We start from the raw sequence: 26,856 nt of genomic DNA on the forward strand, positions 1-26,856 counted from the left end.
TTGCGACGCAAAAATCATTATTGTCGGCAACAGCAAGATTCGCTGAAAGCTTCTCAATAGACCGGCAATAGTGCAGCGCCTAGTATCCGGTTCGGCAAGCGCTTCTTTTCGACTCAACATCACGCCCCCGAGGACTTCACCACCAACCAACACCGCATCACCGCCCAGCGACACAAGATTCGCAATAGAGCGAGAAAAGAGGAGACTGAAATGGCAAGAATCGGAGTAGATGTCGGAGGCACCTTCACGGATCTGGTGCTCGAGATCGAAGGCGAGAACATGGGACAGCATCGGGTCTACGTGCATAAGGTCCCGAGCACTCCGTGGGATCAATCGGAAGGCGTGCTGCGCGGCATCCTGGAGATTTGCCGCATCGGCGGAATTTATCCCAGCGATGTGCGCCTGATCGTGCACGGCACGACGGTCGCGACCAACATCACGATCGAGCACAACGGCGCCGAAGTCGGGATGCTCACGACGCGGGGCTTCCGCGACATCCTGCACATCGGCCGGCACAAGCGTCCGGAGAATTTCTCGCTGCAGTTCGACGTGCCGTGGCAGTCGCGGCCGCTGGTGAAGCGTCGCAACCGCATCGCGATCGGCGAGCGGGTCATGCCGCCGCACGGCGAAGTCGCGCAGCCGCTTGATGAAGACGAGGTGCGTGCGGCGGCCGAGCTCTTCAAGGCGCGCGGCATCCGCTCCGTGATCGTGTGCTTCCTGTACTCCTTCCTGAACGATGCGCACGAACGCCGCGCGAAGGAGATCATCCAGGAGGTGCTGCCCGACGCCTACGTCTCGTGCTCGTCGGAAGTCGCGAACGTCATCCGCGAGTACGAGCGCTTCTCGACGACGGCGATGAATGCCTACGTCGGCCCCAAGACCTCCCTCTACCTGAAGAACCTCGAGCAGAAGCTCGTCGACGCGGGCATCAAGGCGCACCTGCGCATCATGCAGTCGAACGGCGGCGTGTCGACGGTCGAGAAGTGCTCGAAGGAGGCCGTCACGATCCTGATGTCGGGGCTGGCCGGCGGCGTGATGGGCGGCCGCTGGGCCGGTGCGCTGTCGGAGGAGAAGAACGTCATCACCGTCGACATCGGCGGCACGTCGGCGGACTTCAGCACGATCCCCGACGGCAAGGTGAAGATCATGAACCCGCGCGACACCTACGTCGGCGCGTATCCGATCCTCGCCCCGATGATCGACCTCGCGACGATGGGCGCGGGAGGCGGGTCGATCGCCTACATCGACGAGGGTGGCGCGTTCCGTGTCGGGCCGCGTTCGGCCGGCGCGGATCCGGGGCCCGCATGCTACGGCAAGGGCGGCACCGAGCCGACGGTCACCGACGCGCAGGTCGTGCTCGGGCGCCTGGACCCCGACCATTTCCTCGGTGGCGGCATCGAGATCGACGCCGAGCTGGCGCGCGAAGCGATCCGCACGAAGGTCGCAGAGCCGCTCGGGCTCACGGTCGAAGAGGCCGCGCTGGGCATCATCCGCATCCTCAACTCCAACATGTCGCTCGCGATCCGCGCGAACTCGGTCGCCAAGGGCTACGACCCGCGCAAGTTCGCGCTCGCCCCGTTCGGCGGTGCGGGTCCGCTCAATGGCGTCGCGCTTGCCGAGGCCGTCAGTGCACGCGAAGTGATCGTGCCGCCCGCACCGGGGATCACCGCGGCGATCGGGCTGCTTGTCACCGACATGCAGTACGAATTCATGCGCTCGGTGCCGACGCTGCTGAAGGACGTCGGGCAGCCGGCGCTCGACAAGCTCAACCGCGTGATCGACGAGCTCACCGCGCTGTGCCGCGAGCGGCTCGACGACGATGGCGTGCCGGCTGACAACCAGCACTTCGTGCGCATTGCCGAATGCCGCTACCACGGACAGGGCTTCGAGCTGCGTGCGGACATTCCCGAGGGTCGGATCGACGGCGAGCGGCTCGCCGCCATCAAGGCGAGCTTCCAGGCGCAACACAAGCGGGACTACGGCTGGGCGTTCGACGACGTCGATGTCGAGATCGTGACGATCCGCATCATCGGTATCGCCCGCACCCGACCCCTTGCCTGGCCGGAACTGGAGGATGCCGCGGGGAGCAGCCCCGACGGCGCATTGATGTACGAGCGGCCGACCATCTTCGACGACAGGAAGACCTACGCGACACCGCGCTATGACCGGAAGAAGCTCAAGGCCGGCCACGAACTTTCCGGCCCCGCGATCATCGTCCAGCACGACTCGACGACGCTGGTCCCGCCGGGCTACGTGGCCAAGGTTTCGGGCAAGGGCAACATCCACATCAATGCGCAGCGCGTCTAAGGAGAACCAGATGAACCCGTCGAACACCAAGGTCGACCCGATCACCCTGCAGGTCATCAGCGGCGCATTGCACACCATCGCCGAGGAAATGGGCCACGTCCTCTACCGCATGTCCTTCTCGTCGATCATCCGCGAGTCGCAGGACATCGGCGCGGGGCTCTTCGACCTGCACTTCAATACGCTGACCGAGTCCGAGGGCTCGCCGCTGCACATCGGCTCGATCCCGGCCTACCTGCGCGGCATCGACGCCTGCCTGCAGGGCGGCACGTGGAACGAGGGCGACGTCGTGCTCCACAACCACCCGTATTACGGCGCGAGCCACAGCCCCGACCTGTGCATCGTCGTGCCGGTGTTCTGGCGCGGCGAGCTGGTCGCCTTCGCGGCCAATACCGCGCACCACGTCGATATCGGTGCGGCAACGCCCGGTCTCATCATCGACATCCCGGACGTCTTCGCCGAGGGCATGCTCTTCGCCGGCATCAAGCTCTATGAGGGCGGCAAGCGCAATGAGGGCCTGTGGCAGTACATCGGCCACAACAGCCGCACCGCGAAGCAGACCAAGGACGACATCGACGCGCAGATCGCCTCGGCACTGCTCGGTGCGCAGCGGATGCAGGAACTCCTCGATACCTACGGCAAGGAAACCGTCTTCGGCGCCGCGGACCAGCTGATGGACTACACGGAGGCGATGATGCGCAGCCGCATCGCCGAGATTCCCGACGGCGAATATTTCGCCGAAGGCTATCTCGACGACGACGGTGCGAACCGTGACAAGCGCTTGCCGATCAAGGTGTGCGTGCGGGTCACCGGCGACAGCGTCGAGGTCGACCTCACCGGCTCGGCCGACCAGGTGCCGACGGGCTTCAACGTGCCTTTCGAAGGTTCGACGAAGCCGGCCTGCTACTGCGCCTTCCGTGCGATGCTCACCGATGCCGCGCTGATGGAGGTGAAGCTGCCGCCGAACGAAGGCTCCTTCCGTCCGATCAAGGTCACGGCGCCGAAGGGCTCGATCTTCAACCCGATCTACCCGGCCGCGGCCGAGGCGCGCTTCACGCAGTGCAACCGCATGATCGACCTGATCATCAAGGCGCTTGCGCCCGTGATGCCGCAGCGGGTCACCGCCGGCAACTCGGCGACGCTGTCCTTCGCCGCGTACTCGGGCATCAAGGCCGAAGGCGACTACTGGGTGTTTCTCGAAGTCAATGAGGGCGCCTACGGCGGTCGGCCGCATTCGGACGGCCCGGACTCGATCGACAACCTGATGGCGAACACGCGCAACAACCCGATCGAGGACCTCGGCATGCACCTGCCGATGGTGTGCGACCGCTACGAGCTGCGCGACGACGTGATGCCCGGAGCGGGGCAGTTTCGCGGCGGCATCGGCGTCGTCAAGACGCAGCGCCTGCTCACCGACGGCGCGATCACGCATGAGTCCGAGCGCCATCTGGACGTACCCTGGGGCGCCTTCGGCGGCACCGACGGTGCGGCGGGCCGCGTCGAGATCTTCCTGCCGGACGGCACGAAGCAGGACACCTACGCGAAGTTCTCCAACCTGCGCGTGCCGGCGGGTGGTGGCATGGCGTACTACGCACCCTGCGGCGGGGGCTATGGCGACCCGCTCGATCGCCCGGCCCGCCTGGTGCTTGAGGACGTGCTGGACGGCTTCTGCACCCGGGCACATGCCTTCGACGCCTACGGGGTGGTCGTCACCGAGGCGTTGGAGCTCGACGAGAGCGCCACTATGGCGCGGCGTACCTTGATTCGCCTCGAGCGGCGCCTGCCGCCGCTGGCGGAACAGGGCGCAGCGGTCGTCGAGACCGTCTAACCAGACCACCCGGTCGTCATTTCCCCCTTCGTGGCGAATCTCCCCTGCTCAGGCGGGGGAGAGGGGCTCTTGCGTCCAATTTTGGGCCCCGCTCGCCGCGCGTCCGATCAAGAACAAGAAAAACCTCCAAGCCATCCGCCTGACGCGACGCGCCACACGCGAATGACTTGCGGGGTTCCATTGTGGCCGTATGGCCCGGCGCCATCCTGGATTCATCGGGCGCGGGCCCTGCGGCTTCATCCACCAAAAAGGAGGTAAGTCGTGAGCGTTCATAACAACACGCAGTCCGAGATCTGGAACGAGGACCTTGCTCCGACCGATCCGACCCACAGGACCTGGCGCTGGCAGGATTACGCCGCCCTGTGGATCGGCATGGTCATGTGCATCCCATGCTACATGCTGGCGGCAGGTCTGATGGACCAGGGCATGTCGGCGACCCAGTCGGTCATGATCGTTTTCGCCGGCAACGCCATCGTGTTGATCCCCATGTTGCTGATCGGCCATCCCGGCGCCCGCTATGGCGTGCCCTTCGCGGTGCTGGTGCGATCGTCATTCGGCGTGCAGGGCAACAAATTGCCGGCCCTGTTGCGGGCGCTCGTCGCCTGCGGCTGGTTCGGCATCCAGTGCTGGGTGGGGGGAAGCGCCATCTACGCCATCGGCAATCTCCTGAGCGGAGGCCTGCTGGTGGGGCCGAAGATGGCGTGGGCCGGCGTCAACGCTTGGCAACTGGCGTGCTTCTTCATCTTCTGGGCGCTGCACCTTTACTTCATCGCCCGGGGGCCGGAGTCGGTGAGGAAGATCGAGACCTTCACCGCTCCCCTCAAGGTCGTGATCGTGCTCGCGCTGCTATGGTGGGCCTACGACAAGGCCGACGGCTTCGGCCAGATGTTCTCGGCGCCGTCCCAGTTCGGTCCCGGGGGCCAGAAGGAAGGCCAGTTCTGGGCAGTATTCTGGCCGTCGCTCACGGCGATGGCGGGGTTCTGGTCGACGCTGGCGATGAACATCCCCGACTTCACGCGCTTTTCCGCGTCCCAGCGCGAACACTACCTGGGTCAGGCGGTCGGCCTGCCGATCCCGATGGCCTTGCTGGCATTCGTCGGTGTCGCCGTCACCTCGGCCACCGTCGTCATCTATGGCAAGGCGATCTGGGACCCGGTCGACCTGGCGAGCCGGATGGAAGGCGTCGCCGTGGCGATCGGCCTGGCGATCATCACCCTCGATACGCTGTGCGTGAACCTCGCGGCCAATACCGTCGCGCCGGCCTACGACTTCGCCGCCATCTTCCCGCGGCATGTCAATTTCGCCCGGGGCGGCTACATCACGGCGGTCATCGGTGTCGTGATCATGCCGTGGAAGCTTGCGGAATCCACCCAGGGCTACATCTTTACCTGGCTCATCGGCTACGGCGCGCTGCTCGGACCGGTGCTCGGGATCATGCTCGCCGATTACTGGCTGATCCGGCGTACGCGGCTCGATGTCGACGATCTCTTCGACTTGCGCGGACGGTACGCTTATCGGAACGGCTGGAACATGTCGGCGCTGATCGCCTTCGCCATCGGCGTCCTGCCGAACCTGCCGGGATTCCTCCACGCCGCCTTTCCCGCTGCCTTCGCCGACGTACCGGCGTTCTTTACGGAACTCTACAACTACGCATGGTTCGTGGGCCTGTTCCTGTCCCTTGGGGTTTACCGGTTGTTGATGGCTTCAGAAACCGTACGGGTGAGCCAGCGCCTTGCCGTCGAAAGAGTCTGATCGGGTGCGCAACGGCGCTTGGGCAGCAACACAAATTCAGAACCAGAACATCACCACGTACATTAGGAACATGTGACATGAATCAGTTATCAGGGAAGATCGGACTTCGTCGCGTCGGGGCCGTAATCGGCGGCATCCTCGCGTTTGTCCTTGCAGGTCATCTCGGTTCCGCGACGGCCTCGGATTGGAGCGAAACGGACGTGCAGGTCATGAACGGCACGCGCTTCCGCGATCCGGGCAATCCCGACGACGTCACGAAGACGACGGTGACGCTGCAGCACGTGAGCGGCTACGCCTATGGGCGCAACTACTTCTTCGTGGATTCCTATTGGGGAACGAAGAACGCGCCGCGCGCGAACGACATCTACGGTGAGTACTACCACTACCTGAGCCTGGGCAAGATCACGGGCGCGAAGTTCGGCGAGGGCGTGCTGAAGGACGTCAGCCTGACCGCGGGTGTCAACGCGGGTGCCTCGACCGGGGGCGCGGCGACGCGGGTCCTGCTCTACGGCGTGACGCTGGATTTCGCGGTGCCCGGCTTCAGCTACTTCAACGTGGACCTGCTCGCCTACGACGACCGCTCGCAGTTCAACGGTGTGCAAACCCGTTACCGGAACAGCTATCAGGTGACCCCGGTATGGCGGCTGCCGTTCAGCATCGGCCCCACGCACTGGTCCTTCGAGGGCTTCTGCGACTTCATCGGCGCGCGCGGGCAGGGCACCGTCAATCAGACGCTGTGCCAACCGCAACTGCGGCTCGATGTCGGGCAACTCGTGTCGGGTCGCCGCGATGCGTTCTACGTCGGCACGGAATATCAGTACTGGCGGAACAAGTACGGCATCGACGGTCTCAATGAGAGCTTCCCCAACATCATGGCGGTCGTGAAGTTCTGATCGACGTGCGCTTCGCGGACTAGCTCCGCGGAGCCCCCACCCGAACGCGGTGCTCGGCGGCCAGGCCGTCGGCACCGCGTTCGGGCGTTTACCGCGCCTTTGGGTGAATAATGGTCATATAACGCAATAATCGATGAATAACTGTAAATAGACTAAGCAATAGTAACCGTTACTATCTCTCCAGACAAAGACGCCTTTGTCACACACCGAAACCCACACTGTCTGGAGAAGAAGACCATGCAAAGCCAACTCAACGACATGCTCAAGCAAGCCTTTGCCGAAGCCACCAAGCTCTACCAGGAGCGCGGCTTCCAGCGCCGCGTGGGCTTTGGCAAGAAGCCGGCGCTGATCAACGTCGACCTTGCGAACGCCTGGACGCGCCCGGGCAACCCCTTCACCTGCGAGAAGATCGACGACGAGATCATCCCCGGCGTGCAGCGCCTGCTGAAGGCGTGCCGCGAGAACAACCACCCGGTGATCCACGTGACGACCTGCTACCAGGTCACCGACCGCAACAATCCGAACACCGACATGGGCCTGTGGCACAACAAGATTCCGGTCGATGTCGTGAATCAGGAAGACGAGAACATCTGGGCGATCGACTCGCGCATCGCGCCGATCGCCGGTGAGCAGGTGCTGGTCAAGAAGCGCGCGAGCTCCTTCCATGGCACCTACCTCGCGGGCTTCCTGCGCGCGGCCGGGGTCGACACCATCCTCGTGACCGGCGTGACCGCATCGGCCTGCGTGCGCACGACGCTGTGCGACGGCCTGGCCGAGGGTTTCCGCACGATCGCCGTGCGCGAGTGCATCGGCGACCGCGTGCCCGGCGCAGTCGAGTGGAACCTGTTCGACATCGACGCCAAGTTCGCCGACGTGGAATCGGTCGATCGCTGCGTCGATTACCTGTACTCGATGAAGGGCTGATCGTGCGGGCGGGGGGCGTGGCGCCCCCGCCCGTCGCCGGCCCGTATGCCCCGAGCTTGTCCGTACGGGACCTCCGGTCGCGTTTTTTCGGTGATGAGTGGGCTGTACGGGGCGGTGCATGCAAATGTCTCAATGGTGTTCGGATAGTTCGCACGGATCGCAATAATCACGACCGAACTGTAAATAGATGCGGAAATTGCTTCGACTAGGATTCGGGTCTGAGGAGGCGTCGGACGGGCGGTCTGCACAGACAATATCTCGCCCAAGCAGGCAGGCGCTCGGCTGCGATATCCCTTCAGTCTGAGCGTACAGGGTTCATTCAAGCCGCCATCGCCGTCCTGAGGTGCGAGGGCAAGAACGGGAGATCGGATGCATGTCCGCAACAAACGGTTCCATCACTTCCATCGATACCCCGTTCCCCGGCGAAGGCGGCCTGACCGGCCATCATCCGCCTGCGGACCCGGGCGACGTGGCCGCGCAGCTGCACCGCGACGCAGTCGTGATTGACGGTCTGATCGTCGCGAAATGGGACCGCGATCTCTTCGAGGGCATGCGGCGAGGCGGCCTCACTGCGGCCAACTGCACGGTGTCGATCTGGGAAGGGCTGGGTGATACCGTGGACCAGATCGCGCAGATGAACGCGCTGATCGAAGCGAACGCCGACTGCCTGCTGAAGGTGCACACGACCGCGGATATCGAGCGGGCCAAGCGTGAAGGCCGGACGGGGGTCATCCTCGGTTTCCAGAACGCGACGGCCTTCGAGGACCGCCTGGGATACGTGCAGATCTTCAAGGACCTCGGCGTCGGGGTCGTGCAACTGTGCTACAACACGCAGAACCTCGTCGGGACCGGCTGCTACGAACGGGATGGCGGCTTGTCGGGATTCGGGCGCGAGATCCTCGCCGAAATGAACCGAGTGGGAATCCTTTGCGATCTGTCGCATGTCGGCCCGAATACTGCGCGCGAAGCAATAGCCGAATCGCGCAAGCCGGTTTGCTATTCGCATTGCCTGCCGAGCGGACTCAAGGATCATCCGCGAAACAAATCCGACGCCGAATTGAAATTCATCGCGGACCATGGCGGCTTCGTCGGAGTGACGATGTTTACGCCATTCCTGAAAAATGGTGTGAATTCCACGGTTGACGACTACGTCGAGGCTATTCGCTATGTATTCGATCTAGTGGGCGAAGAGAATGTCGGCATCGGCACTGATTTTACGCAAGGCCATGACGCGGCTTTTTTTGCGCGCCTCGTTCATGACAAGGGCTATGCGCGCCGCCTGACCAATTTCGGCGAAATCGTCAATCCTCTTGGAATTCGCACTGTCGCAGAATATCCCAATCTGACCGCCGCTTTGCTGAAGGGCGGATTCACTCCGACGCAGGCGCGGCGGATCATGGGCGAAAACTGGCTGCGCGTGCTGAAGGACGTGTGGGGCGAATAAGCGCGCTCGCGGTGCGGTTTTACCGCGTCCTATAATCTGGCGCGGCATCAGGTTGACGCAAGATTCCACTCTATATCAGCAACTTGCGTATTCAATAGACCTCGATCGTCCGTATCGTGCTATGCCTCGCATTTCAGGATGCCCGCAGGGATGATCTCGGGAGAATTCAAAAGATGGGTTGCACAGATGGAATGTGCGATATATCAATAACCCGGAATGGAGAAAATAGATAGACGACTAATGATGCAGCGCCCCAAAAGTAATCACAATAACTTCGATCTGCACTCGCATGGTGCAGGAGACAAAGACGATAGCCGCGAAACAAAAATAAGAACAGAAGAAAATAGACGATTCCGGGTTGTTTGGCCGTATATGAAGAATTTGTTCGCCGTTTTTAATCTGGCATTGTAATTGCTAGAAATTGTTTGCCAATTCATTTTATTCAATGATGGATCGTGCAGAGATGGTGCGTGCGAATTGCCCGCCATCAACGGTGACGAAGTCGATCGGGGGTCGTTCAATGAAACACGGTCTGACGTTCGTGGCTATTGGAATACCTAAGGAGAAAGTGACCGTGAATATCTCGATGATGAAAAGGATCCTTGCCGCAGCAATGCTGGCGGTTGCAGGTGTCGCATCGGCGGCCGACACGATCGAGCTTAAGATGCACAGCCAGATCGTCGAATCCCGCCCGGAGGCGAAATATCTGCAGGAGTTCGCCAATGACGTGGCGGCGCGCTCGAACGGCCGCCTGAAAATCAACGTGTTCCACGCGGGCTCGCTGGGCCTGAAGGACACCGACCTGCTGCGCATCATGCAGGCCGGGGCGGTGGATATGGCGATGCTGTACGGGGAGTATTTCACGCGCGACGCCCCCGAGTTGGGCGTGGTCTACGTGCAGGGCGCCATCCGCACGCCCCAGCAGCACCTACAGCTGCTGCCGACAATGCGCACGATCTACGAGGAAGGTTACGCGAAGTGGCGCATCCATACCGTCGGCGGCGTCGTGAGCCCGGTGTTCAACGTCGGCGTGCACTGCAAGGAGCCGATCAACAATCTGTCCCAGCTTAAAGGGAAGAAGCTGCGCGTGTGGGGCAGCCACCTGGTGAGCACTTTCCAGGGGCTGGACGTGGCGGCGCAGGTCATTCCGCAGAACAGCATGTACATGGCCCTGCAGACCGGCGTGGTCGACTGCGCCTACTACCTGTCGACGGTGGCCAAGACGGTATCGCTGCAGGAAGTCGCGAAGTACGAGGCTTACCTGCACCCGTGGGCCGCCGTGCCGTGGATGTTCGGCGTGAGCGACAAGGCGTGGTCGCGCCTGCCCAAGGATCTGCAGGCGGTGCTTGTCCAAGCGGGTGAGGCGATGTGGGCCAAGACGCGCGAGGCAGCCGTCAGTCCGCAGCGCGAGAGCGCCGCCATCGAGGAACGCAAGGCGCTCGGCATCACCATGCTGCAGCCCTTCCCTGAGGGTGACGTGAGTGCTTTCGCAGCCGCATCCGACAAGGCCTGGGCGGAGATGGCGAAATCGGCGGGCCCCAAGGGCACCGAGTACTACCAGCGAATGAAGGAGGCGATGGCGAAGCTGACGCCCTGAGCGGTGTCGCCAGGGTGGCCGGCCAAGCTTCTGGCTGCGGCCGCCCCGATCGTTTTCGTACCTCTCGTTGGAGTCCAAGATGCATTTTCTGATCCGCAGCCTGGAAAGGCTCGCACTTGGCATGAACCGGCTCGCCGCCGTAGCCGCCGTGCTGATGAGCCTGTTCGTGTTCCTGGGCGTCGTGATGCGCTACTTCGTCGGCGCACCCTTTGCCTTCTCCGATGAATTCATCGGCCTGCTGTTCGCCACGATGGCCTTCCTCGCGATGCCGCTGGGCCTCGTGACGCGCCGTCACATCATCCTCGACATCGTCACCCGCGGCCTGCAGGGGCCGCTGCGGCACTTCGTCGACATTGGCGCCACCGTGATCCTCGCGACTTTCTGCGTGTGGTTCCTCGCGCTCTCCTACGATTTCGCCGACTACTCGCGCCTGCTCGATGCGCGCTCGGACATCGGCTCGATGCTGCTGTGGCCGTGGATGGGGATGCTGCCGCTGTGCACAGTGGTGATGGTGCTCGTCAGCCTCGGCCAGCTCTTCGACAGCCTTCGCCAGCTCACCGGCCGGCCTTCGCTGTTCTCCCTCGCGGGCGAGGAGGAAGTGCTATGACCTTGGGCATCCTTTCGACCAGCATGCTCGTGCTGATGGTGACCGGCGCGGTGCTGGGCGCCGCGCTCGGGCTTACCGGCCTGATCCTGCTGCACTTTCAGGTGGGCGACGCGAGCTCGCTCGCGGTGCAGGCGGTGTGGAACACCTTTACCGACTTCACGCTGAGCGCGGTGCCGCTGTTCATCTTCCTCGGCGACATCCTGATGGCGAGCGGCATCTCCGGGCGCATCTACAACGGCCTCACGCCGTTGTTCCATCGTTTCTCGGGCAAGCTGCTGCACACCAACATCGCGGTGTGCACGGTGTTCGGTGCGGTCAGCGGGTCGAGCTCGTCGACCGCAGCAGCGATCGGTTCGGTCGGCTACCCCGAACTGGTGAAGCGCGGCTACGACCCGGCGACCGTCATTGCCTCGCTCGCGGCCGGCGGCACGCTGGGCCTGCTGATCCCGCCCAGCCTGTCGCTGCTGATCTACGGCGCGACGCAGGACGTGTCGATCGGCAAGCTCTTCCTCGCCGGCATCGTACCGGGACTGCTCATCGCCGGCCTGTTCTCGGCCTACATCGCCGCCCTGTGCTACTTCCGCAGGGATCTTGCACCGAAGGAAGACGAACGGCCGAGCTGGGGCGAGATCCTCCACCGACTGCGCGGGATCTGGCCACTGCCCATCCTGATCTTCTTCGTGCTCGGCACGATCTACATGGGGCTCGCGACGACCACCGAGGCCGCCGCGCTGGGCGTAGTCGCGGCGACGGTGCTGGGCTTCGTGTGGGGCGACCTGACGTTGTCGAAGCTGTGGCAGTCGTTCAAGACCTCGGTGCTGATGTTCGGCACGATCGCGATGGTGCTGCTCGGCACGCTGATTCTCGCGCAGGCGATCAGCGTCCTCGGACTGCCGAAGGAACTCGTCGACTGGGTCGCGAAGATGGGCCTGAGCCGCTACGAGGTGCTGTTCGCGATCGTGCTCGTGTATCTGGTGCTGGGCTGCTTCTTCGACGGCATCTCGCTGCTGCTGATGACGCTACCGATCGCCTTCCCGCTGATGATGTCGATGCAGTTCGACCCGATCTGGTTCGGCATCGTCGTCACGATATTGATGGAAGTGGGCATGATCACGCCGCCGGTGGGGCTCAACCTCTTCGTGCTGGTGACGATCTCCAGGCGCAAGGTGAGCCTCGGCGAGGCGTCGTGGGCCACCGTGCCGTACTGGCTGATCATGCTCGGGGTGATCGGGTTGTTCACGGCCTTCCCGGAGATCGTCACCTTCGTGCCCAGCCGGTTCTTCTGAGTCCGGACGTCTTTCCCCCTTGGCGATCCGCGGGTTCTCCAGGCCCGTGGGTCGCCTTTTTCGTGCAGCGGCTGCGCGAGACTACTATTGTGCCCTGCGCCAACACTAGCAGCGCAAGCAGCAACAGTCGTGCGGTGCGGCGACGTTATTCTCGTGCTTCGTTCGCGATGCCGAATTCCTCGGCGTTGTCGTGCAGGAATTTGGCGAATCGGTCCACGGTGGGCGTCGGAATGTCCTTTCGCCAGCACACCAGCGTCTCCATGGGCTTTTGCCGGCCCGCCAGCGGGCGAATCACGAGGCCCTTGCGCTGGATGTTCTCTGCGCAGCGCGCATACAGCGCCACCCCGATGTTCGCGGCGACCAGCCCGAAGATGCCGTCGCTGGTCGAGGCCTCCTGCGCTACGGAGGGCGAGAAGTTCGCGGCGTGGCACAGCGCGAAGAAATGTGTGCGGAAGGTCTCCCACGAGTCTTGCGAGCCGAGGATGAACTTCTCGTTGGCGAGATCGCGGATCGAGATGGAGGGCTTGTTGACGAGCGGATGCGCGGCCGGCAGCAGCACGACCAGGTCCTCGCGCGCGATCATGAGCTGGCTCACCGAGGGCGACTCGAAGGGTCCGATCAGGAAGCCGATGTCGATGCGCGATTCGAGCAAGGCCTCCTTCTGTTTCGAGCTCGGGAAGTGAAACAGCTCGACCTTGATGCCCGGATGGGTGTGCAGGAACTTCTCGATGATCATCGGCAGCTTGCCGTTGATCGCAAAGTCCATGTACGCGATGCGCAGGTAGCCCACCTTGCCGTCGGCGGCCGCCTGCGCGAGCAGCGACGCCTTCTCGATGTGCCCGAGCGCGAGACGGCATTCGTACAGGAAGGTGCGACCCGCCTCGGTAAGCTGCACGACGCGCGTGGTGCGCGAGAGCAGCTCCGCGCCGACGGCCTCCTCGAGGTGCTGGATCGTGCGCGTTAGCGCCGACTGCGTCATGTGCAGGCGCTCGGCGGCGGGGCGAAACTGCAGCTCCTCGGCAACCGCGATGAAGGCGCGCATGTGGCGGATTTCGAAGCGCATGGGAGGACGGACTCCAGTGAGAGAATAATGATCGTGAAAGGCAATAATCTACCACTAACTGTAAATAATGCAGGAAATAGTGTCGATTAGGATGCAGGTATGAACGGCCGCCCGGGACTGGGCGGCCCGCGACATCAACACGAGAGGACGCTATGGCTGGAGCAGTTGGGGGGAGGGGGGCGCTGCGGCGCGTGGTCGTGACGGGGTGGGGGCTTGCGACCCCGCTCGGCGTCGGCGTCGAGCGCACGTGGGCGCGCCTGCTGGCGGGCGAGTCGGGCATCCGTGCGATCGACCGCTTCGACGTCGCCGATTTGCCCTCGCGTATCGCCGGACTGCTGCCCGAAGGCGCCCATGCCGACGGGGGCTTCGACGCCGACGAATGGGTGCCGCCCAAGGACCAGCGCAAGATGGACCGCTTCGCGATGTACGCGCTATGTGCGGCCCAACAGGCGCTCGAGGATGCGGACTGGCAGCCGGCGACGCAGCACGCGCGTGAGCGGACCGGCGTGCTGATCGGCTCGGGCATCGGTGGCCTGCCCGCACTCGCCGAAGGCGCCCTGACCCTTGAACACAAGGGCGCACGACGCATCTCGCCCTTCTTCATCCCGTCCGCGCTCGTGAACCTCGCGGCGGGCCAGGTCGGAATCCGCCATGGCCTGCTGGGGCCGACTCACGGTGTGGCGACCGCCTGCGCGAGTGGTGCGCACGCGATCGGCGACGCCGCGCGCATGGTGATGCTGGGTGACGCCGACGTGATGGTGGCGGGCGGCACCGAGGGCGCCGTGTCGCGCCTGGGCATCGCCGGATTCTGTGCCGCGCGAGCCCTGTCGACCGGCTTCAACGACACGCCGCAGGCCGCCTCCCGCCCGTGGGATGCCGCGCGCGACGGTTTCGTGATCGGCGAGGGCAGCGGCATCGTCGTGCTGGAGGAGTACGAGCACGCGCGGGCGCGCGGCGCACGCATCCACGCCGAGGTGCTGGGTTACGGACTGTCCGGCGACGGCTACCACATCGCTGCGCCGCCCGAGGACGGCAGCGGCGCCCGGCGCGCAATGCGTGCCGCACTGGCCTGGGCGGGCGTTGCCCCGGAGGAAGTGGACTACGTGAACGCCCACGCGACCTCGACGCCGCTCGGCGACCTGGTCGAACTGCGTGCGCTGTGCGAGATCTTCGGTGGTCACGCCACGCGCGGTGGAGAGGGTGGACTGTCGGTGTCCTCGACCAAGTCGGCGATGGGGCATCTGCTCGGCGCGGCGGGGGCAGTCGAGGCCATCGTATGCATGCTCGCACTGCGCGACCAGATCGTGCCGCCAACGCTCAATCTCGCCGAACCGCCGGCGGAATTCGTCGGCATGGACTTCGTGCCCGGCGTTGCCCGGCGCCGTACCGTGCGCACTGCGCTGTCGAACTCCTTCGGTTTTGGCGGGACCAACGCGGCGCTGCTCTTCGGCGCCGTCAACGACTGAAGGAAGGCTGTCGTCAGTACTTCGATCATCCCGCGAAGCCGGTTAAGGCTGGCAAATGGTTGCGATCGGCGCCATTGCTTTCGACCGGAAAAGAGCGGCGACGGCCCGTCGAGGCCGCGCCGCCGCTTCCCGATCAGCTCTTCTCCGTTTTTGTCTCGGTCTTGACGTTGATGCCCTCGGCCGGATCAAGGTAGATCTCGACGCGGTCGCCGATCGTGTTGGTGCCCTTCAGCTCGTAACAATCGCCTTTCGTGACCTTGGCGCGCTGGAACTTGAAGCCGGCATCGACCAGTGTGCGCATCGAGTTCGCGGCCGGTTGCGGATCCTTCGGCGCGGCCGTGCACTTCGGGTCGGCATAGGCACTGGTACCGATCAGCAGGGCGGCGACGGCAAGGGTGAAGTGACGGACGTTCATGGCGGTCTCCTCTATCTGTGTGATGCATGCCGGGGTGGCATGGGTCACATTCTCGGGGAGTGAAGGTGAACCGCTCCTGAAGAGCCCATCCGGGCCGTCGGGTTATTTCGCTGTCGCGCCCGTTTGGTGCGTGCCCTGTCCATTAATGCGACAAGGGGATCGACTACACACCGTCGAATGTCTCAATATTGTGCGAGTAACCCTTCTGGATGAAGGTTTTGGTGAATTATGCTGCACCGCAGCGTGCATTTGAGTGCATTTAGTGCACAATGATGCATGAAGTGTTCATGGCGCTCATGCGCATGCTTTTCCCGCTACAGGAAGGACGCACTTGAAACCGACCGACATCAGCAATCCCGGCTACCTGCACAAGGTCGTCGACTGTCAGTGGGCCTGTCCGGCCCACACGCCCGTGCCCGAGTACATCCGGCAGATTGCCGCGGGCGACTTCTCGGCTGCGTACATGCTCAACTGGCAGTCGAACGTGTTCCCCGGCATCCTCGGGAGGGTCTGCGACCGTCCGTGCGAGCCGGCCTGTCGGCGCGGACGGGTCGATGCCGAGCCGGTCGCGATCTGCCGCCTCAAGCGCGTCGCCGCCGACTTCAAGGACGACATCCGTGATCGTCTGCCGAAGCCGCCCGCGAAGAAGAACGGCAAGCGCATCGCGTGCATCGGCGGCGGGCCGGCTTCGCTGACCGTGGCGCGCGACCTCGCGGTGCAGGGCTATCAGGTCACGGTGTTCGACAGCGGATCGTCGCCCGGCGGCATGATGCGCAGCCAGATTCCCAAGTTCCGCCTGCCCGACAGCGTCATCGACGAGGAGTGCGGCTATGTCGAGGAGCTCGGGGTCGAGCTGCGCCGCAACCACTGGATCGGTAGCCTGCGCGAAGTGCTCGCCGGCGACTGGGATGCCGTGTTCGTCGGCACCGGCGCGCCGCGCGGGCGGGATGCCAACCTGCCGGGGCGCAACCAGGCCGCGGCGCACGTCCACATCGGCATCGACTGGCTCGCGAACGTCGCCTTCGGCCACGTCACCGCGATCGGCAAGCGGGTGATCGTGCTCGGCGGCGGCAATACCGCGATGGACTGTTGCCGCTCGGCGCGGCGCCTGGGCGGCGAGGACGTGCGGGTGGTGGTGCGCAGCGGCTTCGAGGAGATGAAGGCCTCGCCGTGGGAGAAGGAGGATGCCCTTCACGAGGGGATCCCCATCCACAACTATCTCGTGCAGAAGGCCTTCACGCACGCCAACGGGCGCCTCACGGGCGTGCTGTTCGAGAAGGTGCGCGCCGAATACGACGACCAGGGCCGCCGCTCGCTGGTGCCGACGGGTGAGCCGGACGTGCATATGGAATGCGACGACGTGCTGATCGCGATCGGCCAGGAGAACGCCTTCCCGTGGATCGAGCGTGACATCGGCGTCGAGTTCGACCGCTCGGGCATGCCGGTGCTGGACACGCAGACGCTGCAATCGACGCTGCCGCGCGTGTTCTTCGGCGGCGATGCGGCGCTCGGGCCGAAGAACATCATCACTGCAGTGGCGCAGGGCCACGAGGCGGCGATCTCGATCGACCTCTTCTGCCGCGGGCTGCCGCTCACGCAGCGCCCCGCACCGACGATGAACCTCGTGAGCCAGAAGATGGGCATTCACGAGTGGAGCTACGACAACAAGGTGTCGGAAGAGGCGCGCCGCAAGGTGCCGGTGAAGGCGATCGAGGAGGCGCTGAAGGACATCAAGTCCGAGTTCGAGCTCGGCTACGACTTCAAGCTCGCCTGCGCCGAGACGGCCCGCTGCCTCAACTGCGACGTCGCCACGGTGTTCAAGCCGAAGCTGTGCATCGAGTGCGACGCCTGTGTCGACATCTGCCCGACCGAGTGCATCACCTTCACGCAGAACGGCGAGGACGAGGACTTGCGCGGGCGACTGAAGGCCCCGGCGAAGAATCGCGACCAGGCCCTGTATCTCGCCGAAGGGCTCAAGACCGGCCGGGTGATGGTCAAGGACGAGAACGTCTGCCTGCACTGCGGCATGTGTGCCGAGCGCTGCCCGACGGGTGCATGGGACATGCAGAAATTCGAGTTGAACCTCGCGTACGCCGGCGAAGCCGTCGAATCCCCACGCTCAGTTTGTTCGCTGTCCCCCGCGGGGGCGAAGGCCTCCCCCGGGGCGGCCGTAAGGGAGGCCTGATCGACCATGACAACACCAGCAATCCAGCACTGCAACGACTTCGTGATCAAGTTCGCGAACGTCAACGGCTCGGGCTCCGCCTCGGCGAACGAACTCTTTGCGCGTGCGATCATCCGCATGGGCGTGCCGGTGGCCCCGCGCAACATCTTCCCGTCCAACATCCAGGGCCTGCCCACGTGGTACGAGGTGCGCGTGTCCGAAGCCGGCTGGCTCGGCGCGCGCGGCGGCTGCGACATGATGGTCGCAATGAATCCGCAGACCTGGGACCGTGACGTCGCCGCGATCGATCCGGGCGGCTATCTCTTCTACGACTCGACCAAACCGCTGCCGCCGTCGAAGTTCCGCGACGACATCACCGTGCTGGGCATTCCGCTCACCGCGATGTGCAACGCCGAGTACGAGGACGCGCGCCAGCGCCAGCTGTTCAAGAACATCATGTACGTCGGTGCGCTGATGGCACTGCTCGACATGGAGTTCGCCGCGGCCGAGCAGCTTCTCGTCGACCGCTACCGCGGCAAGGACCAGCTCATCAAGGCCAACGTCAATGCGCTGCGCCTCGGCTACGACTACGCGAAGCAGCACCTGCCGTGCCCGATCGGGCTCACGGTGAAGCGCGCCGACGCGGTCGGCGACCGCATCATGATCGACGGCAACAGCGCCTGCGGCCTCGGCGCCGTGTTCGGCGGGGCGACCGTCGCGGGCTGGTATCCGATCACGCCCTCGACCTCGGTCATCGAAGCCTTCTCGAGCTACTGCCGCAAGTTCCGCACCGACCCGGACAACGGCCGTGCGCGCTACGCGATCGTGCAGGCCGAGGACGAGCTCGCGTCGATCGGCATGGTGATCGGCGCCGGCTGGAACGGCGCGCGCGCCTTCACCGCGACCTCCGGCCCGGGCATCTCGCTGATGCAGGAGTTCTTCGGCCTGGCGTATTTCGCCGAGATCCCCGCGGTGATCGTCGACGTGCAGCGCGGCAGCCCCTCGACCGGCATGCCGACGCGCACGCAGCAGTCGGATCTGTTGTCCTGCGCCTACGCCTCGCACGGCGACACGCGCCATGTGCTGCTGTTCCCGCAGGACGCGTACGAGTGCTTCAGCCTCACCGCGCAGGCCTTCGATCTCGCCGAGCGCCTGCAGACGCCGGTGTTCGTGCTCTCCGACCTCGACATCGGCATGAACGAGCAGCTGTGCGCGCCCTTCGACTGGGACGACAGCCGGCGCTACGACCGCGGCAAGCTCATGAGCTATGACGAGCTCGAAGCGGGCAAGGACTTCGGCCGTTACCTCGACGTCGACGGCGACGGCATCCCGTACCGCACGATTCCCGGCACCCACCCGACCAAGGGCGCGTACTTCACGCGCGGCACGACGCGCAACCCGTACGCGAAGTACAGCGAGACCGGTGCGGACTACGTGTACAACATGGAGCGCCTGCGCCGGAAGTTCAACACGGCGAAGGACCTCGTGCCCGCACCGATCCTGAAGAAGGCGGAGCAGCCCACGCACGTGGGGGTCATCTACTACGGCTCCACGGCGCCCGCGATGGCCGAGGCCGGCGCGCTGCTCGCGGCCGACGGCATCCACGTCGACACGCTGCGCGTGCGCGGCTTCCCGTTCAGCGACACGGTGATGCAGTTCATCGCCGAGCGCGACGCGGTGTTCGTCGTCGAACAGAACGAGAGCGCGCAGTTGCGCTCGCTGCTGATCAACGAAGGCGAAATCGATCCGAAGAAGCTCGTGCGCGTGCTGCACTACGACGGCTCGCCGATCACCGCGCGCTTCATCGCCGGCAAGATCGCCGACGCCCTGAGCGACCGCAAGGTGAGCCCCATCGGACAACCCCAGCGCAAGGTGGCCTCATGACCTATCTCGCCAAACCCAAGCTCCTCGCGGCCGACGCGCCGCGCAACGCGCTCGGCTACACCCGCCGCGACTACGAGGGCGCGATCTCGACGCTGTGCGCCGGTTGCGGCCACGACTCGATCAGCGCGTCCGTGGTGCAGGCCTGCTTCGACCTCGACATCGAACCGCACAAGGTCGCCAAGCTCTCGGGCATCGGCTGCTCGTCGAAGACGCCCGACTACTTCCTCGGCAACTCGCACGGCTTCAACTCGGTGCACGGACGCATGCCTTCGGTGCTCACCGGCGCGGCACTGGCGAACCGCAACCTGCTGTACCTCGGCGTGTCGGGCGACGGCGACTCGGCCTCGATCGGCATCGGCCAGTTCGCGCACGCGATGCGCCGCGGCGTGAACATGACCTACATCGTCGAGAACAACGGCGTGTATGGCCTTACCAAGGGGCAGTTCTCGGCGACCGCCGACAAGGGCTCGAAGAGCAAGAAGGGCGTGGTCAACCGCGACAACCCGATCGACCTCGCGACGCTGGCGCTGCAACTCGGCGCCACCTATGTCGCCCGCAGCTTCTCCGGCGACAAGGAACAGCTCGTGCCGCTCATCAAGGGTGCGCTGCGCCACGGCGGGCCGGCCTTCATCGACGTCATCAGCCCGTGCGTAACCTTCAACAACCACGCCGGCTCGACAAAGAGCTACGACTACGTGCGCGAGCACAACGCCGCAGTGAACCGCGTCGACGTGATCCTGCCCAAGGCGCAGATCGAGGCGTCCTACCCGCCGGGCAGCCTGCGCCGCGTCGTGCAGCACGACGGCTCGATCCTGCACCTGCGCAAGGTGAGCGTCGACTACGATCCGGCGGATCGCATCGGCGCGATGAACTACCTGCAGGAGCGCCAGGCGCTGGGCGAGATCGTGACGGGCTTGCTGTATGTCGACAGCAGCGGCCAGGACATGCATGCCAACCTCAACACCGTCGAGAAGGCGCTGAACCAGCTCGGCGACGCCTACCTGTGCCCGGGCAGCAAGGCGCTGGAGGCGCTCAACGCGACGCTGCGCTGAAAGCGGCCGCGCAGCCAAGAAAAACCCCGCCGGGTTGTCGTCCGGCGGGGCGAATTTCCACAAAGGAAGCGGAAAGAGGAAGGGAACGAGCGGGCGCTCAGTCGGCCACGATCGTGTGCTGCTGCTCGCCCAGCCCGGCAATCCCCGCGTCGATGCGCTCGCCGGCGCGCAGGTAGCGCTGTGGCGTCATGCCCATGCCGACGCCGGCGGGCGTGCCGGTGAAGATCAGGTCGCCCGGCTGCAGCGTCATCAGGCCGCTGACGTAGCTGATGATCTGCGCAGGGTTGAAGATCATGTTGGCGGTGTTGCTATCCTGCATGCGGTCGCCATTCACCGCGAGCCGCATCGGCAGTTCGCCCGGCTTGCCGACCTCGTCGGCCGTCGCGAGCCACGGCCCGATCGGCGCGAAGGTGTCGAAGCTCTTGCCCTTGGTCCACTGGCCGCCGCGTTCGAGCTGCCAGTAGCGCTCGGACATGTCCAGCCCGGTCATGTAGCCGGCGACGTGGCCGAGCGCGTCACCGACCGCGACGCGGCGCGCGGTCGTGCCGATGGCGATCACCAGTTCGAGTTCCCAGTCGGTCTTTTCCGAGCCGGGCGGCAGGACGATCGCGTCGTGCGGGCCGCAGATCGCCGTCTGCGCCTTCATGAACACGATCGGCTCCTGCGGGATCGGCAGGCTGGCCTCGCGCGCATGGTCGGCGTAGTTGAGGCCGATGCACACGATCTTGCCGATTCCCGCCAGCGGCGGGCCGAGGCGGGTGCCGGCAGGCACGATGGGGAGGCTGTGCGGGTCCAGCCCGCGCAGCCGCGCGAGACTGGACGGCGCGAGGGCAGCGCCGTTGATGTCGGGCAGCACGCCCGACAGGTCGCGCATCCTGCCTTCGGCGTCGAGCAGACCGGGGCTTTCCTGGCCCGGGTCTCCGAAGCGAACGAGTTTCACAGCGGTTCTCCTTGAAGCGCGAGGCGGCTGCGCGGACCCGCGCGGCGAGCCTCACTCATGGTTGATCCAGCGCGCGTGGGGCTCCGCGATGCCGATGCAGGGCTTGGCGCCCGGGCGCGCGAACGTGCCCCGTTCGGCCTTGCGCGGGTTCAGCGCGACCAGCGTTTCGGCCTGCTTCACCGCCGCCTCGACGCAATCGACGATCGGCATGTCCGAGATCGAGCGGAAGCCGCCGCCGCCCGCGCGCCACGGCGCCGAGGCGGTCGGTGACGCTTTGCGAGGTATTCGGGTTCAGCAGCAGGATTTTCATCTGCGATCCATCCGATTTCACTTTAGGCCACTTCGCGGAACAGGCGACCCCAGCCCTTGATGTCGCGGCTGTCGCACGAGATTGTGGTGACGCTGGTGCCGAACCGCGGCGCCTTCGTCGGGCGAGTTCCACCTCGAGATCGCGGAGATGGCCGGGAATGCGATTCTCGCGCGCCAGATGCGCGAGGGCGCTGCTCACCTGCCTCATCATCATCCTGTACGACTCGCCGGCCGGGCGTGCATGCCCGGACGACGAGCATCGCCGGCTGCTGGAGGCGTTCGTGAAGCGCGACGGGGAGACCGCGGCGGCGCTGATGCTGCACTAGGGATCACGTCGAGCAGTCGCTCGACATCAGCCTGTCGGCACCGGAAGACGACTATCTGGAGCGGGTCTTCTCCTGAGGCCGCAGGGCGCTCAGCTGGCCAGCGCGGCTTCGAGGTCGAGCTCTTCGGGACGCCCGCGCGAAAGATCGAGGCAGGCTTCCACGTGTTCGAGGTGCTCGGTCATCAGGCGGATCGCGGTCGCTTCGTCGCGATCGGCCAGCGCCTGGGTGATCTCGGAATGCTCCTGGTCGCGGCAGGCGGGCACCGAAGGGGCGTCGTACAGGAAGATGATCAGGCAGGTGAGCGACGCCAGTTCGTGCATCAGGCGCGCGGTCAGCGCGTTGCCGGAGAGTTCCGCGAGCAGGATGTGGTATTCGCCGGAGAGGCGGATGATCGCGCGGCGATCCCGCGCGGCGCGGGCGGCTTCCTCGGCTTCGACGTGGGCGCGTAGGCGCGCGATGATCGCCGGGTCCTTCTTCGCGATGATGCGTCGCACGACGAGGGCTTCGAGGGGGCGGCGCACCTCGAAAACCTCGCGTGCGTCCTCCACGGTGGGCTCGGCGACAAAGGCGCCGCGGTTGGGGTGCAGCACTACCACGCGCTCGAGCGCGAGCCGCGCGAGCACCTGGCGCACGCGCGCGCGGCTCGCGCCGAAGATATTCGCCAGCTTGTCCTCGCCGAGCTTGGTGCCCGGCGGCAGCCGGTGTTCCATGATCGACGTGATGATCCGCTCGTAGATTTCCAGGTCCGACGCGCCGCCTTCGCCATCGTTGGCCGGCCGCTCGTCCTGCAAGGGGGCCGGCGACGATGCGCGGACGCTGCGCCGTTTGACCGTCTTCGTCTGCATCCTGTCGATCTGCACCAGAGGGCGCCCGCAAGGCCGGGCCGGAACCTGAATTTTACGATTCGCGCCGACGCAGCCGCAAGAAAGGGGTGCGACGTGTCGGCATTTGCCATGCGTCGTTGCGCGAGCGAGATGCCATCGCCGGACTGCGCAAGGCGGCCGGACTGTCCCGCATGGGAATTTCGGGCGATGGGCGGGTTCTTGCATGTCGAAAAATACAGATAAATTGTCAACAAAATTGATGTTTATATTGGACGGATGGGGTCCCCGCGAGAGCGGCGTTCAAGCCCGTCGGCCAGGCGGCGCGAGGGCTGCCGGCACGCCCGAAGAGCGAGCGCAAGCTGATGCGGGAAGGCTAGGGCACACGCAGGCGGTCCGTATCATGATGGACGGCTAGCAAGCGAAGTCCGCCTCCGGTATCGTGGGGCGGTTTTTTTGCTTGGGGCCGGGCGCCCGATGCCGATGCGCAAACTCTACCGGGGCCGCGATCCGCGTCGCGCCCACAACATTGCCGAACTGCGCGCGATGGCCGCCGCGCGCATCCCCAACTTCTGCTTCGAATACCTCGAAGGCGGCGCCGACGACGAGGTGACGCTGCGGCAGAACCGCGCGAGCCTCGACGCGATCACTTTCCAGCCGCGCACGCTGGTCGACGTCTCCGAACGCGACCTCGGCTGCGAGCTGTTCGGCGAGCGCATCGCGATGCCGGCGATCATCGCGCCGACCGGCTTCAACGGCCTGCTGTCGCACGAGGGCGACCTGATGCTGGCCGAGGCCGCGCGCGAGGCCGGCATCCCGATGTGCCAGAGCATGGTGTCGACGGTGTCGCTGGAGCGTATCGTCGCGACCGGCGTGCGCCACTGGATGCAGATCTATCCGTTCAAGGACCGCGAGAACCTCGCCGGCGTCGTGAAGCGGGCGGAGGAGGCGGGCTCCGAGGCGATCGTGCTGACGACCGACGTGGCAGCCTTCGGCAACCGCGAATGGGACCGGCGCAACTACCGCGCGCCGATGAAGCTCAATCTCGACAACACCTTCGATGTCGCGACGCGCTGGCGCTGGCTCTTCGACGTGCTGATCCCGCACGGCATGCCGCGCTTCCGCAACCTGGGCGACTTCCTGCCGCCCGGGCAGGACAGCGCGCGCAACGCCGCGACCTTCCTGGCGAGCCAGATGGACCCGTCGCTGAACTGGGACGACGTCGCGTGGCTGCGCGACCTGTGGCCGCGCAAGCTGATCGTGAAGGGCATCCTGCGCCCGGACGACGCGGAGCGCGCGAAGCTGCTCGGTGTGGACGGACTGGTCATCACCAACCACGGCGGCCGGCAGCTCGACACCTGCGTCGCGCCGATCGACGTGTTGCCGGAGATCCGTGCGGCGGTGGGGCCGGACATGACGCTGATCATTGACAGCGGCCTGCGCCGCGGCAGCGACTTCGTGAAGGCGCGCGTGCTCGGCGCGGACGCGGCGATGTCCGGGCGCGCGACGCTGTACGGCCTCGCGGCGGCCGGCAAGCCCGGCGTCGCGCGGGCGCTGGAGATCCTGCGCTCCGAGATCGACCGGACGCTCGCGCTCCTCGGCTGCCCGCTGCTGACACAGCTCGGGGCGGACTGCGTGCGCCAGCCGCCGCGCTGACGGAATGTACGCAGGGGCGCACGCGGCGCCCCGCAACTTATTGGCGTCGCGCGCGCGCCGAGCGCTTACACTCTCGCCCTCAGCGGACTTTTCCGGCGCCTGCCGTGACCTTCGTACCCCCGCCGTGCCGCGGCCGTTGCGCGATGTGCCCCCTCCGATCCATTTTTCCCGCCGCTTCTGAAAGGTATTCGATGCACCCGCTTCACGATATTGACGCACTCCTGTTGCTCGCCCTGGCGCTCGCTTCGAAGCGGCGCCCGGCCGAGCTTGTCGAGGCCATCGCGGCAGTCGATCTGCTGCACGGGGCCATCCCGCCGGAGGCAAAGCTGGCCGACTCGTTCCAGCGCCTGTCGGCGAACGGCCTCATCTGCGCGGAGGAGGGGCGCTTCTCGCTGAATGCGGCGTCGCAGGCGATCGTCACCGGCTTGCCGAAGAAGGCGGATACGGCCGAGCGCATCTTCGAAGTCCGGCAGCGGCTCGGCGCGCATGTCGCGCAGGGCGAGCAGGCCGCGGCCGTGCCGACGGTCGAGCAGCTGAACGCCGCAATCCTTGCACACCGCGCGTCGGGGCAAGGGGCGGGCAAGAACCTGCTGATGCCCAAGCCCAAGACCGCTGACACCGAAAAGAAGCGCGCGGGACATTGGCGCAAGCCCGCCGGCGCCGCGCGTCGGCGCAAGGGCTGAGGCGGACGGTGAGCATGAGCGAATCGATCCCGCCGCAGGCGGAGCCGACCCCGGCCGGGCGGCCGTTCGGCGAGCTGCCGTTGTCGCCCGCGCTGCTGGCGACGCTGGAGCAGCTCGAATACCGGACGATGACGCCGATCCAGGCCGCCAGCCTGCCGTTGACGCTCGCCGGTCACGACCTGATCGCACAGGCGAAGACCGGCAGCGGCAAGACCGCGGCCTTCGCGCTGACGCTGCTCACCAACCTGAATCCGCGCCGCTTCGCGGTGCAGGCGATGGTGCTGTGCCCGACGCGCGAGCTGGCGGACCAGGTGACGCAGGAGATCCGCCGCTTGGCGCGATCGGCCGACAACATCAAGATCCTGTCGCTGTGCGGCGGCACGACGATGCGTCCGCAGCGCGCGAGCCTGGAGCACGGCGCGCATATCGTCGTCGGTACGCCGGGTCGCATCATGGACCACCTCGACCGCGGCAGCCTCAGGCTGGATGCGCTCAACACGCTGGTGCTCGACGAAGCCGACCGGATGCTCGACATGGGCTTTTTCGACGACATCGCGTTCGTTGCCAGCCGGTGCCCGGTGCGGCGCCAGACCTTGCTATTCTCGGCGACCTATCCCGAGGGGATCGAGAGGCTCGCGCAGCAGTTCCTGCGCAACCCGCAGCAAGTGAAGCTGACCGGGCAGCACGAGGGCAGCAAGATCCGCCAGCGCTTCTACGAGATCAAGCATGAGGAGCGCCTGCAGGCCGTGGGCGCGCTGCTCACGCACTACCGCCCGGTCAGCACGCTGGCGTTCTGCAACACCAAGCAGCAGTGCCGGGAACTGGTCGAGGTGCTGCACAAGCAGGGCTTCCATGCGCTGACGCTGCACGGCGATCTCGAACAACGCGAGCGCGACCAGGTGCTGATCCAGTTCGCCAATCGCAGCTGTTCGGTGCTGGTCGCCACCGACGTGGCAGCGCGCGGCCTCGACATCTCGCAACTCGAAGCGGTCATCAATGTCGACGTCACGCCCGATCCCGAAGTCCACGTCCACCGCATCGGCCGCACCGGCCGTGCCGACGAGGACGGCTGGGCGCTGACGCTATGCAGCCCGGCCGACAAGCGCCGCGTGGCGACCATCGCGCAGGTGACGGGCAGCGAGCCGGAGTGGCATGGCCTGGGATCGCTGCAGGGCGGCGACGAATCGCCGCTGGTGCCGCCGATGGTGACGCTGCAGATCCTCGGCGGGCGCAAGGACAAGATCCGGCCCGGTGACGTGCTCGGCGCGCTCACCGGGGAGGCGGGCTTCACGCGCGAGCAGGTCGGCAAGATCACCGTGACCGACCAGACGACTTACGTTGCGGTCGTGCGCGAGATTGCGGGCGACGCCGTGCGCAGGCTGTCCGCGGGCCGGCTCAAGGGCAAACCGGTGAAGGTGCGCGCGCTCGCCGGCTGAATCGCC

22 protein-coding genes are annotated in these 26,856 nt (G+C 65.5%); 17 read left to right on the plus strand and 5 right to left on the minus strand.

Going from position 1 to position 26,856, the window contains the following annotated elements; all coding sequences use genetic code 11:
• Positions 1-210: 210 nt before the first annotated feature.
• The 9 genes from GPA22_RS04235 to GPA22_RS04275 all read left to right on the plus strand — a co-directional run bounded on the left by GPA22_RS04235 (position 211) and on the right by GPA22_RS04275 (position 12,635).
• The gene (locus GPA22_RS04235) at positions 211-2,307 is read left to right on the plus strand and encodes a hydantoinase/oxoprolinase family protein (protein ID WP_169254856.1); all 2,097 of its coding nucleotides are present in this window, start codon (positions 211-213) and stop codon (positions 2,305-2,307) included.
• 10 nt (positions 2,308-2,317) lie between these two features.
• Positions 2,318-4,132: a hydantoinase B/oxoprolinase family protein gene (locus GPA22_RS04240; RefSeq protein ID WP_211168927.1), complete on the plus strand. Its 1,815-nt coding sequence runs from the start codon at positions 2,318-2,320 to the stop codon at positions 4,130-4,132.
• A gap of 261 nt (positions 4,133-4,393) precedes the next feature.
• Positions 4,394-5,884: an NCS1 family nucleobase:cation symporter gene (locus GPA22_RS04245; RefSeq protein WP_169254858.1), complete on the plus strand. Its 1,491-nt coding sequence runs from the start codon at positions 4,394-4,396 to the stop codon at positions 5,882-5,884.
• A gap of 77 nt (positions 5,885-5,961) precedes the next feature.
• A complete protein-coding gene (locus GPA22_RS04250) occupies positions 5,962-6,777 on the plus strand; it encodes a DUF5020 family protein (protein WP_169254859.1) in 816 nt (271 codons plus the stop codon).
• Between the two features lie 237 nt (positions 6,778-7,014).
• Positions 7,015-7,701 (plus strand): isochorismatase family protein, encoded by a 687-nt coding sequence (locus GPA22_RS04255; RefSeq protein ID WP_169254860.1) that lies wholly within the window; start codon positions 7,015-7,017, stop codon positions 7,699-7,701.
• A gap of 373 nt (positions 7,702-8,074) precedes the next feature.
• Positions 8,075-9,145 (plus strand): dipeptidase, encoded by a 1,071-nt coding sequence (locus GPA22_RS04260; RefSeq protein WP_211168928.1) that lies wholly within the window; start codon positions 8,075-8,077, stop codon positions 9,143-9,145.
• 574 nt (positions 9,146-9,719) lie between these two features.
• Positions 9,720-10,742, plus strand: coding sequence for a TRAP transporter substrate-binding protein DctP (gene dctP, locus GPA22_RS04265; protein ID WP_343035946.1), 1,023 nt, complete (start codon positions 9,720-9,722; stop codon positions 10,740-10,742).
• Positions 10,743-10,821: 79 nt separating this feature from the next.
• Complete coding sequence (locus tag GPA22_RS04270) at positions 10,822-11,349, plus strand: TRAP transporter small permease (protein ID WP_169254861.1); 528 nt, start codon at positions 10,822-10,824, stop codon at positions 11,347-11,349.
• Positions 11,346-12,635, plus strand: a complete 1,290-nt coding sequence (locus tag GPA22_RS04275; protein ID WP_169254862.1) for a TRAP transporter large permease — start codon at positions 11,346-11,348, stop codon at positions 12,633-12,635. Before GPA22_RS04270 ends, GPA22_RS04275 begins: the two co-directional genes overlap by 4 nt.
• A gap of 145 nt (positions 12,636-12,780) precedes the next feature.
• On the opposite strand, the gene GPA22_RS04280 is transcribed toward GPA22_RS04275, so the two are convergent.
• Positions 12,781-13,698 carry a LysR family transcriptional regulator gene (locus GPA22_RS04280; RefSeq protein WP_169254863.1) on the minus strand — a complete coding sequence of 306 codons (918 nt, stop codon included), beginning with the start codon at positions 13,696-13,698 and terminating at the stop codon, positions 12,781-12,783.
• 152 nt (positions 13,699-13,850) lie between these two features.
• On the opposite strand from GPA22_RS04280, the gene fabF reads away from it, so the two are divergent.
• The gene (gene fabF / locus GPA22_RS04285; protein ID WP_169254864.1) at positions 13,851-15,164 is read left to right on the plus strand and encodes a beta-ketoacyl-ACP synthase II; all 1,314 of its coding nucleotides are present in this window, start codon (positions 13,851-13,853) and stop codon (positions 15,162-15,164) included.
• A 133-nt stretch (positions 15,165-15,297) separates the two neighbouring features.
• Here fabF and GPA22_RS04290 read toward each other — a convergent pair whose 3' ends face one another.
• Positions 15,298-15,579, minus strand: a complete 282-nt coding sequence (locus tag GPA22_RS04290) for a PepSY domain-containing protein (RefSeq protein WP_169254865.1) — start codon at positions 15,577-15,579, stop codon at positions 15,298-15,300.
• Between the two features lie 331 nt (positions 15,580-15,910).
• Here GPA22_RS04290 and GPA22_RS04295 point away from each other — a divergent pair, with 331 nt between their 5' ends.
• From GPA22_RS04295 to GPA22_RS04305, 3 genes are read left to right on the plus strand one after another with little or no spacing between them, the layout of a single operon-like run.
• Entirely contained in the window at positions 15,911-17,764 is a 1,854-nt protein-coding gene (locus GPA22_RS04295) for an FAD-dependent oxidoreductase (RefSeq protein WP_246264071.1), read from the plus strand.
• 6 nt (positions 17,765-17,770) lie between these two features.
• Complete coding sequence (locus GPA22_RS04300) at positions 17,771-19,627, plus strand: 2-oxoacid:acceptor oxidoreductase subunit alpha (protein ID WP_169254866.1); 1,857 nt, start codon at positions 17,771-17,773, stop codon at positions 19,625-19,627.
• On the plus strand, positions 19,624-20,679 hold the full coding sequence (locus tag GPA22_RS04305) for a 2-oxoacid:ferredoxin oxidoreductase subunit beta (RefSeq protein ID WP_169254867.1): 1,056 nt from the start codon (positions 19,624-19,626) through the stop codon (positions 20,677-20,679). The genes GPA22_RS04300 and GPA22_RS04305 overlap by 4 nt, the downstream gene beginning before the upstream one ends.
• A gap of 97 nt (positions 20,680-20,776) precedes the next feature.
• Here GPA22_RS04305 and GPA22_RS04310 read toward each other — a convergent pair whose 3' ends face one another.
• Together GPA22_RS04310 and GPA22_RS04315 are read right to left on the minus strand one after the other, a co-directional pair.
• Positions 20,777-21,619, minus strand: a complete 843-nt coding sequence (locus GPA22_RS04310; protein ID WP_169254868.1) for a fumarylacetoacetate hydrolase family protein — start codon at positions 21,617-21,619, stop codon at positions 20,777-20,779.
• A gap of 51 nt (positions 21,620-21,670) precedes the next feature.
• A complete protein-coding gene (locus GPA22_RS04315) occupies positions 21,671-21,829 on the minus strand; it encodes a hypothetical protein (RefSeq protein ID WP_246264072.1) in 159 nt (52 codons plus the stop codon).
• Positions 21,830-22,086: 257 nt separating this feature from the next.
• Here GPA22_RS04315 and GPA22_RS04320 point away from each other — a divergent pair, with 257 nt between their 5' ends.
• On the plus strand, positions 22,087-22,254 hold the full coding sequence (locus GPA22_RS04320; protein ID WP_169254869.1) for a hypothetical protein: 168 nt from the start codon (positions 22,087-22,089) through the stop codon (positions 22,252-22,254).
• Between the two features lie 89 nt (positions 22,255-22,343).
• On the opposite strand, the gene GPA22_RS04325 is transcribed toward GPA22_RS04320, so the two are convergent.
• Positions 22,344-23,114 (minus strand): GntR family transcriptional regulator, encoded by a 771-nt coding sequence (locus GPA22_RS04325; RefSeq protein WP_343035948.1) that lies wholly within the window; start codon positions 23,112-23,114, stop codon positions 22,344-22,346.
• A 438-nt stretch (positions 23,115-23,552) separates the two neighbouring features.
• Between GPA22_RS04325 and GPA22_RS04330 the strand changes: the two genes are divergently transcribed.
• The 3 genes from GPA22_RS04330 to dbpA all read left to right on the plus strand — a co-directional run bounded on the left by GPA22_RS04330 (position 23,553) and on the right by dbpA (position 26,850).
• Positions 23,553-24,731, plus strand: a complete 1,179-nt coding sequence (locus tag GPA22_RS04330) for an alpha-hydroxy acid oxidase (RefSeq protein ID WP_211168929.1) — start codon at positions 23,553-23,555, stop codon at positions 24,729-24,731.
• 191 nt (positions 24,732-24,922) lie between these two features.
• Positions 24,923-25,414: a hypothetical protein gene (locus tag GPA22_RS04335; protein ID WP_169254870.1), complete on the plus strand. Its 492-nt coding sequence runs from the start codon at positions 24,923-24,925 to the stop codon at positions 25,412-25,414.
• 14 nt (positions 25,415-25,428) lie between these two features.
• Entirely contained in the window at positions 25,429-26,850 is a 1,422-nt protein-coding gene (dbpA, locus tag GPA22_RS04340) for an ATP-dependent RNA helicase DbpA (protein ID WP_169254871.1), read from the plus strand.
• Positions 26,851-26,856: the final 6 nt, after the last annotated feature.

Source organism: Aromatoleum toluvorans, from assembly GCF_012910905.1.
Taxonomy (GTDB): Bacteria; Pseudomonadota; Gammaproteobacteria; order Burkholderiales; family Rhodocyclaceae; genus Aromatoleum; species Aromatoleum toluvorans.